This is a genomic window from Bacillus sp. MHSD_36 (genome assembly GCF_030757775.1).
Classification (GTDB): domain Bacteria; phylum Bacillota; class Bacilli; order Bacillales; family Bacillaceae_G; genus Bacillus_A.
In genome coordinates, this window is record NZ_JAVBIS010000001.1 from 820,229 (window position 1) to 839,572 (window position 19,344).

Consider the following 19,344-nt stretch of genomic DNA (forward strand, 5'->3'; position numbering starts at 1 on the left):
AGAGAGCTGATGGTCGGTGTGAATCAGTACAAAGGTAAGCATGAATTACAGCCTTGGAGCATCTTTTCCGCAAACTATTGTAGGGAAGGACGGTTTAACGATCGTTAAAGAAGAAGAGAGGTAGACGAAAGAAGTCTACAACTAGGGTGGTACCGCGATAAACATCGTCCCTACTGAGCGCTCAGTAGGGACTTTTTTGTACAAAAAAATAGTAAAGGGGCAAGAGAAATGAGATATATTACAGCTGGAGAATCACATGGACCACAGTTAACAGTTATTTTAGAAGGTGTACCAGCGGGTTTAACATTAACCGCGGAACATATTAATAAAGAATTATTAAGAAGACAAAAAGGGCACGGACGCGGGAGACGCATGCAAATTGAAACGGATACAGTTGAAATTGTAAGTGGTGTTCGTCATGGGATGACACTTGGCTCACCGATAACGCTAATCGTAAAAAATGATGATTTCAAACATTGGACGAAAGTAATGGGTGCAGAGCCAATTTCGGAAAAAGAAAGTAAAGAAATGAAACGTACAATTACAAAACCACGTCCAGGGCATGCAGATTTAAACGGAGCAATTAAATATGGACATCGTGATATAAGAAACGTACTAGAGCGATCATCCGCAAGAGAAACGACAGTTCGTGTAGCCGCTGGTGCAGTTGCGAAACAAATTTTAAAAGAATTAGGCATAGAAATTGCAGGGCATGTACTTGAAATTGGCGGAGTAAAAGCAAAACATGTTTCAAACTTATCAATGGAAGAAATTCAAACAATTACTGAAAACTCACCAGTTCGATGTTTAGATAAAGCAGTAGAACAAGAAATGATGGATGCAATTGATAACGCAAAAAGTAGCGGAGATTCAATTGGCGGTATTGTTGAAGTCATTGCAGAAGGAATGCCGATTGGCGTTGGTAGTTACGTTCATTACGATCGTAAATTAGATGCCAAACTTGCTGGTGCGATTATGAGCATTAATGCATTTAAAGGTGCTGAAATTGGCGTTGGTTTTGAAGCAGCAAGGCAGCCAGGAAGTAAAGTGCACGATGAAATTTTATGGGATGAAGAACAAGGATACACGAGAAAAACAAATAATGCAGGCGGTTTAGAAGGCGGTATGACAACAGGTATGCCAATTGTCGTTAGAGGTGTTATGAAACCAATACCTACATTATACAAACCGTTAGCAAGTGTTGATATTGATACGAAAGAAGCTTTCCAGGCGAGTATTGAAAGATCGGATAGTTGTGCAGTACCAGCAGCAGGTGTAGTAGCTGAGTCTGTTGTAGCATGGGAACTTGCACATGCACTAGTCGAACAATTCGGAAAAGATCGTATGGAGTTAATTCAGCAAAATATTAAGCAACATAATAAATACGCAAAAGAATTTTAATAAAAAGGTGGTTTTAACATGCAAGTAAAAGATCAACTCTCTTCATTACAACCATATAAACCAGGTAAATCACCTGAACAAATGAAAGAAGTGTACGGAGATCATTCATTTGTGAAATTAGCATCGAATGAAAATCCATTCGGCTGTTCACCACGTGTTTTAGATGAGTTGCAAACATCGTGGCTGGAACATGCTTTATATCCTGATGGAGGTGCTACAACACTCCGTCAAACAATTGCAAATAAGTTACATGTACAAATGGAACAAGTACTTTGCGGTAGTGGTTTAGATGAAGTCATTCAAATCATAAGTCGTGCAGTACTCAAGGCAGGAGATAATATCGTGACGGCTGGTGCGACATTCCCGCAGTACCGTCATCATGCAATTATTGAAGGTTGTGAAGTGAAAGAAATTCCTTTAAATAACGGTGTATACGATTTAGACGAAATTTCATCAGCGGTAAATAATAATACGAAAATCGTATGGATTTGTAATCCGAACAACCCGACAGGCACATATGTGAATGATCGAAAATTGGCTCAATTTATTGAAGGTATTAGTGAGAATACGTTAATTGTCATTGATGAAGCGTACTATGAATACGTAACAGCAAAAGATTTCCCAGAGACATTACCGTTTTTAGAAAAACATAAAAACATTCTTGTACTTAGAACGTTTTCTAAAGCTTACGGATTAGCTTCTTTCCGCGTTGGATATGCAATTGGACAGAAAGAGCTAATTGAGAAATTAAATGTCGTACGTTTGCCATTTAACGTATCTTCATTAGCTCAAAAAGCAGCAACGATTGCTTTTGGTGACGATGAGTTTATTGAGGAAATAGTTCGTGTAAATACAGAGGGATTACAACAATATGAAAGCTTTTGTAAGGAAAATGAAATCCCATTTTATCCATCACAAACAAATTTCATCTTCTTACCAGTTGAGAATGCTGGAGAGATTTATGAAGCTTGTGCACATGCAGGATTTATTATTCGTCCGTTCCCGAATGGTGTCCGTATTACAGTCGGAACAAGGGAGCAAAATGAAGGAGTGATTTCAGTGTTACAACAACACTTTGAAAATAAAAAAAGAAAGTCTCGAGATGAGGCAAATGCGTAAAAAGGTAGTTTTAATTGGAACTGGTTTAATTGGGGGCTCTCTCGCATTAGCGATTAAGAAAGAGCACGATGTAACGATAACAGGCTATGATATATTTCAAGAACAAGTAGAGCGTGCAAAAGAATTACAAGTAGTAGATGAAGTAGCATTAGATTTACAGCGTGCATGTGAAGAAGCGCATTTCATTGTTTTTGCTTCGCCAGTTGAAGAAACGAAGAAGTTATTACACAAATTAGCGTCATTTCGTTTACGAGAAGATGTTATTGTAACTGATGTTGGTAGTACAAAAGGAACGATTATGAATGAAGCAGAAGCTTTATTTTCAAAGGAAGTTTCTTTCATTGGTGGACATCCGATGGCAGGTTCTCATAAAACGGGAGTTGAAAGTGCAAAAGCGCATTTATTTGAAAATGCATTTTACATTTTAACACCGATGAATCATGTGCCAAATGAACATGTGGAAGAACTAAAGCGCTGGTTACAAGGAACAGGATCTCATTTTCTCGTTTTAAATACTGAAGAACATGATTATGTAACAGGAATTGTTAGTCATTTTCCGCATCTTATCGCAGCTGGATTAGTAAAGCAAGTGGAGAAACATGCAGGAGATAATCCACTTATTCATCAACTAGCTGCCGGAGGGTTTAAAGACATTACACGTATCGCATCTAGTAGCCCAAAAATGTGGAGTGATATTGTTAAACAAAATCGTGAGCATTTAATGGTATTATTAAAAGAGTGGATCTCTGAAATGGAAGATTTATATGATACAGTTTCGACCGGAGATGCAGGCGAGATTCAAAACTATTTTGCAGACGCGAAAGAATACCGTGATTCTTTACCAGTACGTAAGAGAGGGGCAATTCCTGCCTATCACGACTTATACGTCGATGTTTTAGATAAAGTAGGGGCATTGGCTCATATTACGAGTATTTTAGCTCGCGAGGAAATTAGTATTACGAACTTGCAAATATTAGAAGCACGTGAAGGATTGCTTGGGGTATTACGCATTAGCTTCCAAAGAGAAGAAGATCGTATGAAAGCAAAGCTAGCGCTTGGAGAAGAAAAATACCAAACTTATGAAACAATTTAAATGAGAAGGTGAAAACGTGAAGGAACGAACAATACAACCTGTTAATAACGGATTAAATGGCAACATTACAATTCCAGGAGATAAGTCGATTTCTCACCGCGCTGTCATGTTCGGCGCGATTGCAGAAGGAAAAACAACAATTAAAGGTTTCTTACCTGGTGCAGATTGTTTAAGTACGATTTCTTGTTTTAAAGAAATGGGAGTAGACATCGTGCAAAACGGTGATGAAGTCACTGTAGTTGGTAAAGGATTAGAAGGATTACAAGAACCGAAAGCTGTATTAGATGTTGGTAATTCTGGTACAACTATACGTTTAATGTCAGGGATTTTGGCAAATACACCATTTTTCTCTTGCGTACAAGGTGATGCATCTATCGCAAAAAGACCGATGAAACGTGTAACAAATCCACTAAAACAAATGGGTGCAAACATTGATGGCCGAGAAGAAGGGACGTTTACGCCATTAACAATACGTGGCGGAAATTTAAAAGCAATCGAATACACTTCACCTGTCGCAAGCGCACAAGTTAAGTCAGCTATTTTACTTGCTGGTCTTCGTGCAGAAGGTGTAACAGCTGTTACAGAACCACATATTTCTCGCGACCATACGGAAAGAATGCTTGAAGCATTTGGCGTTAAAGTAACTCGCGAAGGAAAAACAGTGAAACTAGCAGGTGGACAGAAGTTAACAGCGACAGATGTTCAAGTACCAGGTGACGTATCATCAGCTGCGTTTTTCTTAGTAGCAGGCGCGATTATTCCGAATAGTAAACTAGTATTACAAAATGTAGGGATGAATCCAACTCGTACAGGTATTATTGATGTATTAGAGAAAATGGGTGCCACATTTACTGTGGAAGCAATTAACGAAGGTGCATCAGAACCGGCAGCAAATATTACAATTGAAACCTCTTCATTAAAAGGAATCGAAATTGGCGGAGATATTATTCCAAGATTAATCGATGAAATTCCTGTTATCGCCTTAGCGGCAACGCAAGCAGAAGGAATTACAGTAATTAAAGATGCACACGAATTAAAAGTTAAAGAAACAAACCGTATTGATACAGTCGTTGCAGAATTAACGAAATTAGGAGCTCGCATAGAAGCAACTGATGATGGGATGATTATATACGGAAAATCTGCTTTAAAAGGAAATACAGTAAATAGTTACGGTGATCACCGTATCGGAATGATGCTTGCAATTGCTGGCTCCTTGGCAGAAGGAAAAACAATTATCGAAGATGCAGAAGCAGTAGGCGTATCATACCCTACATTCTTCGAAGAACTTCAAAAGTTAGCTAAATAAAGTGAAACTTTAATCAGTGGGGGTTCTTCATCCCCACTGATTATTAGTTGAACCAATCGGACTTTTACGGGCAGTTGATCCCCTACCTAAATTCTTTGCTTTCGCTGAATTTTGAGGTGGGGGTCTTACTGCCCGTTAAAGCGGGATAAAGTATCGAGAAGCAGATACAAGATGTATCTGCTTTTTTATATTGAATTTGTGTTCGCTAAGTCAATATAATTTCATTCACCGCACTGCAATATTTTAAATTATGGTACAATTCAAATAAAGAAGGGAGGAGAAATAGATGAACGTTATACGATTAAAAGAAGATAAATTTAGAGAAGCATTACGCTTATCAGAATACGCTTTTCAATATAATGTTGATGAAGATCGATTGCAGCAGCAACTTACAAGAATGAAGGAAAGTCATGAAGTATACGGTATTATGGAAGGGGAGGACTTAGCAGCAAAACTACACCTTATTCCGTTTCATATTTACATAGGCAAAGAAAAATTTAAAATGGGTGGCGTTGCAGGGGTAGCGACGTATCCAGAATATAGAAGAAGCGGGTATGTGAAAGAATTGCTTCAACATTCACTTCAAACGATGAAAAAAGATGGATATACAGTATCCATGTTACATCCATTTGCTGTTGCATTTTATCGCAAATATGGCTGGGAACTTTGTGCGGATCTTCTTGTATGTCATATGACAAAGAGTGATTTAGTTATGAAAAAACAAGTGAATGGTACTGTGAAACGTTTCAATAAAGAAAATCACCCAGAAGAAGTCGAGAAGCTTTATGAAACATTTGCAGAACGTTTTTCTGGTATGCTAGTTCGAAATGAAAAATGGTGGTTACAATCTGTTTATGATGATTTAACATTAGCAATTTACTATGATGAAAATAAAACTGCAGCAGGTTACATGTTATATAAAATAGAAAAATCTAAAATGACTGTAGAAGAATTCGTACCACTGCATAATGAAGCACGAAATGGTCTATGGAACTTTATTTGCCAGCATGATTCTATGATTAAAGAACTTGAAATGACAGTAAATGAAAACGAACCGTTGTTATATACATTGCAAGAGCCACGTGTGAAGACAGAAATAAAACCATATTTTATGGGAAGAATTGTAGATGTGGAGAAGTTCTTAAAACAATATGAGTTAAACTGGGACATTGTACAGCAAGAAGTAATTTTACATATTACCGATTCATTTGCACCGTGGAATAACATAACAGTGAGACTTGCAAATTATGAAATAACAATTATAGAAGAACCAATGGATAAAGGAATCAAACTAGATATAAATGCACTATCTACAATATTGTTTGGATACAAACGTCCATTAGAACTAAATGAACTTGAATTAATTAGCGGAAGTGAAGAGGAAATACAAGCATTTGAGGATATAGTTCCGGTACGTAAAGCGTTTATTTATGATTTCTTTTAATTTGCATATAAGATGGAGTTGTTTCGAACAAAATTTTGGGATAGCTCCATCTCATCTTGTTAATTTTTGTCGGTAAGTCGATATATCCTGAAAATCGCTGATATAATTTTATTCACAAACAAGGGAATAAAATTGCAACTATACGTAGTCACGCACTTGACTTTTATTCCCTGTAATTTATAATTAAAAACGGAATGAATTTTCATTCCTGGAAATAGAGGTGGAAAAAATGGCTAAAAACAAACAAGAGGATATTTTTGATGCTGCGATGCAACTTTTTGCAGAGCGTGGTTACGATGGTACGACAATTCCAATGATCGCTGAAAAAGCAAATGTCGGTGCGGGTACTATTTATCGCTATTTTGAAAATAAAGAGGCGCTTGTTAACTCATTATTTTCAAAAAGTATGTTACAGCTTTCTGAAATGATAAAAACGGATTTTCCTGTTGAAGCAAATATTCGTGAACAGTTTAGTCATACGTATAACCGTTTATTTGAATTTGCGAGAAACAATGTGGATGCTTTTTTATTTACAAATTCTCACTGCGATAGTTATTTTCTTGACGAGCAGAGTAAGAAAATATTTGATGATTTTATAGGCTTCTTTATGAATATTATTGAAGATGGAATCGCAAAAGGTTTTCTTCGTCCATTGCCTCCAGTTGCTTTAATTATTATTGTATATCAACCGTTAGAAAAATTAACGAAAGTAATTGCAACAGGGCAATTAGAATACTCGAAAGAGTTAGTAAAAGAATTGGAAGAAAGCTCCTGGAACGCTATTAGAATCATTTGATTCTATAGCTTTATAAGGACAGGAATGAATATTCATTCCTGAATAGAATTAAAAAATGAGAGTAGGAGAGGGTATTTGTGCAACTAAAGGAATGAACATTCATTCCAGAAAGACTAGTTTAATAGAGTTTACAAAATAATGTAATAGAATGATAGGAATGAACGTTCATTCCTAAAGATGGTTTCGGAATAATAGGAATGAATATTCATTCCGGAACTAACGTAAAATTTTAATCGCGGGAGATGATGCAAATGAGCAAGCTAAAAAATTGGAGAAGTTTATCTTTTCTATTATGGATAGTTATTACTATTACAATGATCGTAACGATGCCTAATATGGATAAATTAGTGAAAGAAAAAGGGCACATTACGATTCCTAATACAGAGCAAAGTAGTATTGCTGACAAAATGATAAAAGAAATGGATAAAGGCGGAACTGAAAAGTATGACATTATAGCTGTTTTCAATAGCGGAAGTAAAACAGCTTTAACAACTGAGCAAAAAGAGGAAATAACAAAAACAATCAACGCCCTGCAAAATGAAAAAGAGCAATTAGGAATAGAGGAAGTTGTTTCACATTTAGATAATAAAGACTTGGAGAAACAATTAGTTTCTAAAGATAATACGACTATTTTAACGCAAATATCGATAGATAAAAAACAAGGTGAAATATCGAAAGTATCAAATAATCTTCATAAAAAGGTACAAACGAAAGGGGTAAAAACGTACTTAACAGGAAGTGACTTAGTAGCGGGTGATTTTCTTAAATCCTCTCAAGAGGGAGTGAAAAAGACTGAAGTTATTTCAATCATTTTCATTCTTGTAGTATTAATCATTGTATTCCGTTCACCTGTTGTTCCGATTATTTCACTTCTTACAGTTGGTGTATCGTACTTAGTTTCAATGGGGGTTATTGCCCATCTTGTAGATCAGTTTAATTTCCCGTTTTCAAACTTTACGCAAGTCTTTGTAGTTGTCGTTCTGTTTGGAGTGGGAACAGACTATAACATTTTACTATTTACAAGATTTAAAGAAGAATTAAGTAAACAAGAAAACGCATTTTTAGCTACGAAAGAAACATTTAAATCAGCAGGTAAAACCGTATTATATAGCGGTATAGCAGTGCTAATTGGTTTTGCATCACTTGCTTTAGCAAGTTTTAAACTATATCAATCTACTTCAGCGGTAGCGATTGGTGTTTTCGTATTATTACTCGTTTTAACCACATTAAATCCATTTTTCATGGTGCTATTAGGAAAAGGAATGTTTTATCCAGTTAAAAATTTTAAAGGTCATGAAGATAGTCGCTTATGGGGATTCTTTGCGAAAAACTCAGTAGCAAGACCATTTGTAGCTTTAATTATTGTATTCGTGATATCGATTCCTTTCGTATTAAAATATTCTAATACACTTAATTACAATGACTTATTTGAAGTAGATAATAAGTACGAATCAAAGATGGGGATTAACGTAATAGAAGAGCATTTTCCACCTGGTTTTTCTTCACCAAGTACGTTAGTCATTCAATCTAACAAAAAATTAGATGAAGGAACGTCTCTACAAACATTAGATGAGTTAACTGATAAAATTTCGAAAGTGAAAGGTGTTTCAGAGGTATATGCACCGACACGTCCAACTGGAGATAAAATAAAAGAATTATATATAAATAAACAAGCAGGAGAACTAAATACAGGTTTAGGAGATGCAAATGGTGGCCTAAAAGAAATCAATGACGGATTAACGGATGCTAAAAATAAAATGGGTGGTAATGACTCAGACGGCCTCGCAAATGTTCAAAAGCTAATTGATGGAACGAACGAGGCGAAAAATGGTGTATCTGCTTTAGGAACAGCGTTGAATCAATTATCGAATGGAATAAACGAGGGGGCACAAGGAGCACAGCAAATTGAGAGTGGGTTAACTTCAGTAAGTGAAAATATAAATGTCCTATCTAATGCAACTTCACAACTACATGCTGGTTATGCACAGTTAGAAAAAGGTTTAAGTTCTTACGATCAATACTTCGGAAGTATTTCTCAAGCAATTGATGGTGCGAAAAAAGGTTACGAACAAATTGAAATGTTAATGACCAACTTTATTCAAACGAAACCAGAATTAGCAAATGATCCGAACATACTACAGACGATAGGAATTGCTAAAGAGGCTCAAAAGCAATTAGGTGTGCTTTCAAATGAATTAAATCAATTAGCAACGCAGCATAAAGCGGCGATGGGCTCATTTAGAGAAGCAAATCAATCGTTATTGAAAGTGGATAACGGCTTAAAAGAAATGAACAATGGAGTTACTAAGTTACAAAAAGGAGCAGCTGATCTTAAAAATGGATTAAATGAGGGTGCTTCAGGTTCAAAACAAATTGCGAACAAGTCATCAGAGTTACAAACTGGATTAACAAAAATAAATGATGGGCAAGGCCAGCTGTTAACTGGACTGAAAGACTTGCAAGAAAAGATGGGGCAATTACAAACAGGCTTATCTAAAAGTACAGAAGGGCTTGGAAAAGTAAGTAACGGTCTAAATGACGCACAGAAATATTTAGGCGAGCTAAATGAATCAAAAAGCTCTGAGAAGTTTTATATTCCAAAAGAAGTTTTAGAAGGGGAAGATTTCCAAAAAGCTTTGAATACGTACATGTCACACGATAGAAAGACTGCTAAAATGACAATCATTTTAGACGTGAATCCGTATTCAAAAGAAGCGATGCCAATTATTCAAGAAATCAATAAAACGATAAATGGTACTTTGAAAGGGACCGAATTAAATAATGCAAAAACAGCAATTGGAGGAACGACAGCTAGAAACGTTGATTTAAAAGAAGTAACAGGGCAAGACTTCTTACGTACAGCTACAATTATGTTAATTGGAATTGCGATTGTACTAATTGTGATTACACGTTCATTATTAAACACAATCTTTATTATTGGATCGTTACTATTAGCGTACTTTGCATCACTAGGTATAAGTGAACAAATTAGTACGCATGTATTACATGTAGATTCATTAAGCTGGAATGTTCCATTCTTTAGTTTTATAATGATTGTCGCTTTAGGTGTGGATTATAGTATTTTCGTAATGATGAGATACAATGAGTTAGAAGGGGACCCAGCGAAGAAAATTGTAACTGCTTCTCGTCATATTGGAGGGGTCGTATTATCAGCGGCACTTATTTTAGGAGGTACATTTGCTGCATTAATCCCTTCAGGTGTATTAACGCTAATACAAGTAGCATCCGTTGTTGGTGTTGCACTGTTACTATTAGCCATTATTGTGATGCCAATATTGTTACCTGCTTTAATAGGATTAACGAGTAAAATGAAGAATTATGCAAAGAAATTAAGTGAAAGGAAATAAAAGAATCCCATTTTAAAAAGTAACTGGTTCAGTTATAGGAGATAAAATATAAAATAACATACAAATTAGGGATGCTAAATCACATATGATTTAGCATCTTTTTTATATAGTTCACTCAAATAATGGTGGACCATCTTTTTTAAAAGGTAAATGGAAAATTTATGTTAAAATAATGATAGAGATTGTGAAAAATGTTCTTAAACTAACAGTCAGGTTACTTTAAGAAGGATTTTTCAAAGGAAATGATGAATATCATATTTTAAAGGAGTGATTGCAGTGGAGTAAGTAATTTTTTTAATCTTGGTGAAATACTTTGAAGGAAGGGATTTATAACTATGAATACAAAACTAATAATAGTAGAGGGTTTACCTGGATTTGGAAAATCGACCACTGCAAAGCTAATAAATGAAATTCTATGCGAAAATAAAATTGAAGTTGAACTATTTTTAGAGGGGAATTTGAATCACCCAGCCGACTATGATGGTGTATCTTGTTTTAATAAATTTGAATTCGATAGATTATTATCTAACAGTGGAGATTTTAAAGAAGTGCTTCTTAAAAGAGTTCTAAAAAAAGAAAGCAATTATTTATTACCATACAGAAAGATAAAAAATGAGTTTGGTGACCAGTTTTCAGACGAATTATTTAATGGTGTTTTGAAAAACGATATATATGAATTATTATTCGATAAAAATATTGAATTAATTGCTGACAAATGGAAAGACTTTGCTGAAATTGCTCGAGAAGACAATAAGGTTTATATCTTTGAATGTTGTTTCATACAAAATCCATTAACGATTGGGATGATTAAATACGGTGAACAAAAAGAAAAAATAATAAATTATGTAATGAAAGTTGCAAAAATCATAGAGAATTTAAATCCAATGTTATTCTATGTAGAACAAGATGATCTTGAATTTTCATTTATGAAGGCATTAAAAGAAAGAAATCCAGAATGGTCAACAGGAATTGTCGACTATTACACTAACCAAGGCTATGGGAAAAAACATAACCATACAGGTGTAGAAGGAGCGATAAAGGTTCTTGAAGCTAGAAGGAATTTAGAGTTAGAAATATTCGATATGTTAAAAATGAAAAAAGAAAAAATCAATAATACAAAATATGAAATTGACTCATATAGATCAATGTTAAAAGATAAGTTAACAATACAAATGGTGAAATAGCTTTTTTCACTAACTGTTGCTTTAGTTGAAGAAGGAAATAAAAACGCTCAGAATATTTTCTGAGCGTTTTAGTTTGTTATTTATAATACGAAACGGGGTGCGAAATGCATATAAATTATTGTGTTATTACTACATGCAGTTAAGGAAGTAAGAGATAAACATAATGCTCCAATTATTAATATTTTTTCAAGATAAAGCCTCCTTAAAGCGTGTATGGAACTTTAATATAATTAAAAACAAAGGTTTTTATTGGAGTTTGGAAAGAAAGGAATAGCAATCAACCGTTGCTATTCATCCATCTTCTACTATATAATAGCTATAGTCTACAATAATTGAGTCGTAATATGCGATTTCTTAAGACAATCGGTGAGAAAACGCTGAAATAAGCGGTATTAGTAGGAGGACACAAATGATTACAGTAAGTAACGTTAGTTTGCGTTTCGCGGATCGCAAATTATTTGAAGATGTTAACATAAAATTTACGCCAGGTAACTGCTACGGTTTAATCGGAGCGAACGGTGCTGGTAAATCGACATTTCTAAAGATTTTATCTGGAGAAATTGAACCATCAACAGGTGACATACATATTACGCCAGGTGAGCGTTTAGCAGTATTAAAACAGAACCACTTCGAATATGAAGAGTTCCCAGTATTAGAAACAGTTATTATGGGTCACACGCAACTTTACAAAGTAATGCAAGAGAAAAATGCCATTTACATGAAAGAAGACTTTAGTGATGAAGATGGTATGCGTGCTGCTGAACTTGAAGGTGAGTTCGCTGAGCTTAACGGTTGGGAAGCTGAGTCAGAAGCTGCAATCTTACTAAAAGGTTTAGGTATTGGTGAAGATCTTCATGATAAGAAATTGTCTGAATTAACTGGGGCAGAGAAAGTAAAAGTATTACTTGCTCAAGCTTTATTCGGTAAACCTGACATTCTATTACTAGATGAGCCTACCAACCACTTGGACTTAAAAGCAATCCAATGGTTAGAAAACTTCTTAATGAACTTTGAAAATACAGTAATCGTTGTATCCCATGACCGTCACTTCTTAAATAAAGTTTGTACGCACATGGCTGATCTTGATTTCGGTAAAATTCAACTTTATGTTGGTAACTATGACTTCTGGTATGAGTCAAGCCAATTAGCTTTAAAATTAACACAAGATGCGAATAAGAAAAAAGAAGAGAAAGTAAAAGAGTTACAAAACTTTATCGCGCGCTTTAGCTCAAACGCATCTAAAGCGAAACAAGCAACTTCTCGTAAAAAATTATTAGATAAAATTACATTAGATGATATTAGACCATCATCTCGTCGTTACCCATTTGTTGGCTTCACACCTGAGCGTGAAGTAGGAAATGACTTATTAACTGTTGAAGGTCTTTCTAAAACAATTGATGGCGAAAAAGTGTTAGATAATGTGTACTTCACTTTGAATAAAGGTGATAAAGTTGCATTTATCGGTCGTAACGATATTGCAATGACAACATTATTTAAAATCCTTATGGGTGAAATGGAGCCAGATAGCGGTTCATTCAAATGGGGCGTTACAACATCTCAATCGTACTTCCCAAGAGATAACTCTAAATACTTTGAGAACAGTGATTACAACTTAGTTGATTGGTTACGTCAATTCTCTCCACAAGATGAGTCAGAAAGCTTCTTACGTGGTTTCTTAGGCCGTATGTTATTCTCAGGTGAAGAAGTTAAGAAGAATGTTTCTGTATTATCAGGAGGCGAAAAAGTTCGTTGTATGTTATCTAAAATGATGTTAAGTGGTGCAAACGTAATTACACTTGACGATCCAACGAACCACTTAGACCTTGAGTCTATCACTGCATTAAACAATGGTTTAATTGCATTTAAAGGTACAATTTTATTCACATCTCATGACCATCAGTTCGTACAGACAATTGCAAACCGCATTATCGAAGTAACGCCAAACGGTGTAATTGATAAAGAGGCTACTTACGATGAGTTCTTAGAAAATGAAGAACTTCAAAAACAAGTAGATGCAATGTACAAAGGTCAATAATAAATGAAGAAAACCCTCGCTCTCGTTTTGAGAGCGAGGGTTTTTTATAAACTTTACCCCGCATTAATGGGCAATAAGACCCTCACCTCAAAATTCAGCGAGGGCAAAGAAGTTAGGCGGGGGATGAAGAACCTCCCACTGATTAAAGTCTCACTTTATGGATTGTGAATAATTATTCAAGGATAACTTTATTAAAGGAAAGAGATTAAGATGTTGTACATAGAAGAATGGCTGAAGCATAAATAAATGAATGGAGAAATAATATATACATTGAAAAAATAAATGCTATCTATTGTGAATTTAATTATATTACATTAATGTTCCAGAACTGGAGACATATTTATTTGCGAAGTAGTGAATAAAGGTATATAGTATGTGATGTCATAATTAGTGGATGAATCTTGGGAGAAAACAGGAAATGTTACAAAATTATTTTGTTAAATAGAAACCAAGGTCAAAATGTCTTGAAAGAAATAGTTGAATAAATACTAGCTTCAAATTATAATTACTAATATTCTTCATATAGTTAAACAAATAAAATCTATTTGAAGATGAAAAATTGAATAGAGAGACAGACTTATATCAAAATAAGCCTTGGATGATCAAAAGAGGTGGAGAGATGAAACAGTTTTTATTAAAGAGCAAAAGTGTGTTAAGCAATCATTTTGGATTCTTTCTGTTTGCCGTTATTTTATTCTGGCTTAAAACATACGCAGCGTATGTAACGGAATTTAATTTAGGTATTTCAAACACAATCCAAAAATTCTTGCTATTTTTTAACCCACTTAGTTCCGCAGTTCTATTTCTAGGACTGGCACTATTTGCAAAAGGGAAACGATCTTATATTTGGTTAATTATCATTAATTTGTTATTGTCGATTCTTTTATACGCAAACGTAGTATATTATCGCTTTTTCAGTGACTTTATTACGTTCCCGACATTAACACAAACGAATAACTTTGGAGATCTAGGTGGTAGTATTCTTGCGTTGCTACATCTTTATGATCCGCTATATTTCTTAGACACAATCATTTTAATTGTTTTAGTTGCAACAAAGTTTGCAAATCCAAAACCAATTCGTGTTGCGAAACATAAAGTATCACTAGTATTTGTAGCAGGTATTTTATTATTCAGTGTTAACTTAGGTCTTGCAGAATCTGACCGTCCTGAATTATTAACAAGAACATTCGATCGTAATTATATTGTGAAATATTTAGGAGCATATAACTATACAATTTATGATGGGATTCAAAGTGCGAAAGCATCAACGGAAAGAGCATTAGCTGATGGAGATAACATGACAGAAGTCAGAAACTATTTAACATCAACTTATGCAAGTCCAAATCCTGAGTATTTCGGTAAAGGAAAGGGAATGAACGTAATTTATATTCATTTAGAGTCATTCCAAAACTTCTTAATCGACTATAAATTAAATGGTCAAGAAGTTACGCCGTTCTTAAACTCATTCACAAAAGATGCGAATACGCTTTACTTTGATAACTTCTTCCATCAAACAGGACAAGGGAAAACATCTGATGCGGAGTTTATGTTAGAGAATTCAATGTTTGGTTTACCACAAGGATCTGTCTTTACAACGAAATCTCATAATACGTATCAATCAGCACCAGCTATTTTAGGGCAGCAAGGATACACATCAGCTGTGTTCCACGGTAACTATAAAACATTCTGGAATCGTGACGACATTTATAAATCATTTGGTTTTAATAAATTCTTTGATGCGTCATACTATGATATGAATGAAAAAGACGTAGTAAACTATGGATTAAAAGATAAGCCGTTCTTTAATGAATCTATTCCATTATTACAAACGTTAAAACAACCGTTCTATACGAAGTTTATTACGTTATCGAACCACTTCCCTTATCCGATTGATAAAGCGGAAGCAACAATTGAACCAGCGACTACAGGTGATTCATCAGTAGATACGTACTTCCAAACAGCACGTTATCTAGATGAATCTGTAAAAGGTTTCATCGATTACTTAAAACAATCTGGTTTATACGATAATTCAATTATTGTTATGTACGGAGACCATTACGGTATTTCAGATAATCATAATGCAGCAATGTCTCAAGTAATGGGTAAAGAAATGAACTCATTTGAAAATGCACAGTTACAGCGTGTACCTTTAATCGTTCGTGTACCAGGTGTGAAAGGTGGCGTACAACATCAATACGGTGGTGAAATTGATGTTCTTCCAACTCTTTTACACTTACTAGGAACAGATACAAAAAATTATGTTCAATTCGGTTCAGATTTATTATCACCAGATCATAAGCAAGTTGTTGCGTTCCGAAATGGTAACTACGTAAGCCCAACAGTTACTGCATTAAACGGCAAATACTATGATACAACGACTGGAAAACCAGTAGAATTTACAGATGAAATAAAACAAAATGAACAAATGGTTCAAAACTCGTTAAAATACTCTGACCAAGTCGTGAATGGTGACTTATTACGATTCTACACACCGGAAGGATTTACACCGGTTGATCGTTCGAAGTACAACTATAACCATCGTGATAAAAATAAAACGAAGGTAAAGACGACTGAAGATGGGGAAACGAAATAAATATTAAAAAGCGCTACTCATATGAGTGGCGCTTTTGTTTATAAATAGAACGTTGTTATTATATAGAAACATCTTTAGTCTTTTGTTTCATCTTTCCAAAGAACACTACACCAGCAATGACAATAATGATGAATGCCCATTTAATGAAAGGGTTACTTTCGAAAAATGCAGCGAACCACTTTTCATCCACAATCATTTTCGCGGCAGTATAAGCTAAAACAGCTGCTCCAATTGTAATAATGATAGGATAACGGTCGACCCATTTTAAAATTAATGTACTGCCCCAAACTACTACTGGAATTGAAACCAATAGCCCGATGATTACTAAAGAAAAATTGCCATGCGCAGCTCCAGCAACAGCGAGGACATTATCAATGCCCATTAATGCATCAGCAATGATAATGGTTTTAATAGCAGACCAAAAACCTTCTTCTGCTTTAATATCATGATCTTTGCCTTCAGCAATTAATTTGTAAGCGATCCATATAAGAAGTACACCACCAATTAGAAGTAGCCCTGGTATTTTTAACAACCAAACGACAACTAAAGTAGCGAGAGCTCTAATCGCGATTGCCCCGATAGTTCCCCATATAATAACTTTCTTTTGTTGATCTTTCGGTAATCGTCTTGCTGCTAATCCAATTACAATGGCATTATCACCAGCTAACACTAAATCAATTACAATAATGGCAAGCAAGGCTGACAAATATTCAGCTGAAAGGAAATCCATATACATATCACTCCTTAAGAGTAATATGTGCTAAAGTGTTGATAATATAAAAAATAGGATTGACTTTGTATATTCAATCCATAATTTCTTACTGTATTTTGATAAATCTGTTTTAATTTCGTATCAATCTCTTTTGCAATCTCTTTTGCTTTTCCTTTCTTTTTCTTAATTTTCGATTCATCTTTTTAATACGTTTTTCTCTTCTACTATCCCAGTTTTTACTTCTGATTTCATGAATAGATGTATCTTCCTTAGCACGAAAACGTCGTACTTTTTTATGAAGGAGAGGGGGGAGTCGAATATACGAGGAGTAATTCCAAAAACGATAAAAAGACTTGATCCCCAGCTAAAGGAAATCAAGTCTTTTTCATTACATACGATTATCATGCCAGAAGTTTAATGGGAAGTGTTCGTTCTCACTATAGGCTTCTAATTCATATCCTTTTTCTTTCAGCCCTTTAATAATACCAGGTACTGCTTTTACGGATTGTGGATGAATGTCGTGCATAAGGATAACTTCTGTTGGCTTGTTTGCACCATTAATAACGTTTTCTATAATTTTAGCTGATGCAGCGTCAACAGGCATTTTGTTATATCTCCAGTCTAATGAATCGATTGTCCAATCCCAAACTTTTAAGCCATTCTCAACAACTTTGTTGCGAAGAGCCTCATTTAATCCTGGCATCGATCCGTAAGAAGGACGAGTTAATACTGGTGATTTACCTAGAACGCCAGCGATTAAGCCTTGATCTTCCTTCATCTCATCTACGTAATGCCCCTCTGTGTAGAGCTTCTTGTAGTTATGAGTCATACTGTGCATCCCAACGTAGTGGCCTTCAGCATCTTCACGTTTTACAAGATCAGGGAAAGCTTTTACATTTGAACCAATAAGGAAGAATGTTGCTTTTGCATTTTCTTTCTTTAACATATCTAAAAGCTCAGCTGTGTATTTTCCAGGACCATCATCAAATGTTAAATAAGCTACTTTTCTAACTTGCCCATTATATTGTTTTGGAGCTTCTTTCGGTGCAAGAGATGATTGAATTTCACTTACAAGTTGAACAGATTTTGCTTCATCCTCTGTACTTGCTAGAGCAGTATGTGCTGATCCTAAAGCTGCTTCGTATGTAAATAATACCCCCGCGCAAATCAACATAGCCCTTTTCACTAAAGTTGTCATTCGAATTCCATTGTGCATAATCTTCCTTCTCTCTATAAAAGTTCTACTCTACTATATTAGCAATTATAGGGAGGTAATTGCAAAAAAACTTTTTTACAAGAGCAAAAAAGTTTGTCCATAAGTATGCAAGATTTCAATATTTTGCAGGTTTACTAAAATGAAACAAAAATTGAATGAAAATGCATGTAATTTGTTTATATATATAGTAAACCGAATGAGTTAGTAGGGGATTGTATACAGAGAATGGTAGTGAAGAGGGTGCCTGTTGCATTAAAACGTATTCATAAAATTTCACATACCGTATTTAAAAAGTAAATATAGGAAAACCAAAAAGTAATGTAGAATATATCGTACATACATATATGAAGTCAACAGAAAAGATAAAGAGGTGGGTATATGTTACTTGGTGAAGTAATGCAGCAACTAGAGGAATATGGAACAGAACAAAATCGCAAAACGTATAAAAACCACGGAGCGAAAGAGCCACTATTCGGAGTTAGTTTTGCTAATTTAAAATTGTTAAAAAAGAAGATAAAAAAAGATCATGATTTAGCAATTTTATTATGGGAAACAAAAAATATGGATGCAATGACTTTAGCAACAATGATTTTAGATCCAAAGAAAGTTACGACAGAACTGCTAAATAAATGGGTACAGGAAGTTGATTATTATTGTTTAATGGATGTTTTAATGACGGCTATTTGTACGTCGCCAATCGCGATAGAAAGAATGGAAGAATGGACAAAGTGTGATGATGAATGGATTGGAAGAGCAGGCTGGTCTTTATTAGCAAATATAGCGATTAAAAATAAAACGTTACAAGACGATTTCTTCTCTCCGTATTTAGAAGAAATTAAAGTAAATATACATAATGAAAAAAATAGAAAAAAAGAAGCGATGAATCGTGCTTTAATCGCGATAGGAATTCGTAATGAAGACTTAGAGCAAGCAGCGATTGAAATTGCACGTGAAATTGGAAAAGTACACGTTGATCACGGAGCAACGTCATGCAAAACACCAGACGCAGAGCCGTACATAAAAAAAGCGAGAGAAAGAGCTGAAAAAAAGAAAGTGAAATAAGAAAAGGGGAACGGT

Annotated in this window: 13 protein-coding genes, 1 pseudogene and 1 other annotated feature (1 of these 15 running past the window's edge); of the genes and pseudogenes, 11 read left to right on the forward strand and 3 right to left on the reverse strand. The window is 34.8% G+C overall.

The window, feature by feature from the left end; genetic code table 11:
- Positions 1-175, forward strand: a binding site (T-box leader); it begins 45 nt to the left of the window's first position.
- Between the two features lie 53 nt (positions 176-228).
- From aroC to ltaS, 10 genes are all read left to right on the forward strand, one after another.
- A complete protein-coding gene (gene aroC, locus Q9B79_RS04215; protein ID WP_306182743.1) occupies positions 229-1,401 on the forward strand; it encodes a chorismate synthase in 1,173 nt (390 codons plus the stop codon).
- A gap of 18 nt (positions 1,402-1,419) precedes the next feature.
- Complete coding sequence (hisC, locus tag Q9B79_RS04220) at positions 1,420-2,520, forward strand: histidinol-phosphate transaminase (RefSeq protein WP_016110182.1); 1,101 nt, start codon at positions 1,420-1,422, stop codon at positions 2,518-2,520.
- Positions 2,513-3,613 carry a prephenate dehydrogenase gene (gene tyrA, locus Q9B79_RS04225; protein ID WP_306182744.1) on the forward strand — a complete coding sequence of 367 codons (1,101 nt, stop codon included), beginning with the start codon at positions 2,513-2,515 and terminating at the stop codon, positions 3,611-3,613. Before hisC ends, tyrA begins: the two co-directional genes overlap by 8 nt.
- Positions 3,614-3,629: 16 nt before the next feature.
- Complete coding sequence (gene aroA / locus Q9B79_RS04230) at positions 3,630-4,919, forward strand: 3-phosphoshikimate 1-carboxyvinyltransferase (RefSeq protein WP_306182745.1); 1,290 nt, start codon at positions 3,630-3,632, stop codon at positions 4,917-4,919.
- Between the two features lie 286 nt (positions 4,920-5,205).
- Positions 5,206-6,363, forward strand: coding sequence for a GNAT family N-acetyltransferase (locus Q9B79_RS04235; RefSeq protein WP_306182746.1), 1,158 nt, complete (start codon positions 5,206-5,208; stop codon positions 6,361-6,363).
- A 229-nt stretch (positions 6,364-6,592) separates the two neighbouring features.
- Positions 6,593-7,159 (forward strand): TetR/AcrR family transcriptional regulator, encoded by a 567-nt coding sequence (locus Q9B79_RS04240; protein WP_001107307.1) that lies wholly within the window; start codon positions 6,593-6,595, stop codon positions 7,157-7,159.
- A gap of 251 nt (positions 7,160-7,410) precedes the next feature.
- Positions 7,411-10,527 (forward strand): MMPL family transporter, encoded by a 3,117-nt coding sequence (locus Q9B79_RS04245; protein ID WP_306182747.1) that lies wholly within the window; start codon positions 7,411-7,413, stop codon positions 10,525-10,527.
- Between the two features lie 335 nt (positions 10,528-10,862).
- Entirely contained in the window at positions 10,863-11,711 is an 849-nt protein-coding gene (locus Q9B79_RS04250) for a P-loop NTPase family protein (RefSeq protein WP_306182748.1), read from the forward strand.
- Positions 11,712-12,120: 409 nt separating this feature from the next.
- Positions 12,121-13,746, forward strand: coding sequence for an ABC-F family ATP-binding cassette domain-containing protein (locus Q9B79_RS04255; protein ID WP_306182749.1), 1,626 nt, complete (start codon positions 12,121-12,123; stop codon positions 13,744-13,746).
- A gap of 619 nt (positions 13,747-14,365) precedes the next feature.
- On the forward strand, positions 14,366-16,339 hold the full coding sequence (gene ltaS / locus Q9B79_RS04260) for a lipoteichoic acid synthase (protein ID WP_306182750.1): 1,974 nt from the start codon (positions 14,366-14,368) through the stop codon (positions 16,337-16,339).
- Positions 16,340-16,397: 58 nt separating this feature from the next.
- On the opposite strand, the gene Q9B79_RS04265 is transcribed toward ltaS, so the two are convergent.
- The 3 genes and pseudogenes from Q9B79_RS04265 to Q9B79_RS04270 form a co-directional block, all read right to left on the reverse strand.
- Positions 16,398-17,069: a TerC family protein gene (locus tag Q9B79_RS04265; RefSeq protein WP_306182751.1), complete on the reverse strand. Its 672-nt coding sequence runs from the start codon at positions 17,067-17,069 to the stop codon at positions 16,398-16,400.
- Positions 17,070-17,181: 112 nt separating this feature from the next.
- Positions 17,182-17,346: pseudogene (locus Q9B79_RS27055) on the reverse strand (DUF3841 domain-containing protein); the annotation flags it as partial.
- Between the two features lie 93 nt (positions 17,347-17,439).
- Positions 17,440-18,267 (reverse strand): peptidoglycan-N-acetylglucosamine deacetylase, encoded by an 828-nt coding sequence (locus tag Q9B79_RS04270; RefSeq protein ID WP_306182752.1) that lies wholly within the window; start codon positions 18,265-18,267, stop codon positions 17,440-17,442.
- A 378-nt stretch (positions 18,268-18,645) separates the two neighbouring features.
- On the opposite strand from Q9B79_RS04270, the gene Q9B79_RS04275 reads away from it, so the two are divergent.
- Positions 18,646-19,329: a DNA alkylation repair protein gene (locus Q9B79_RS04275; RefSeq protein WP_306182753.1), complete on the forward strand. Its 684-nt coding sequence runs from the start codon at positions 18,646-18,648 to the stop codon at positions 19,327-19,329.
- Positions 19,330-19,344 lie beyond the last annotated feature (15 nt).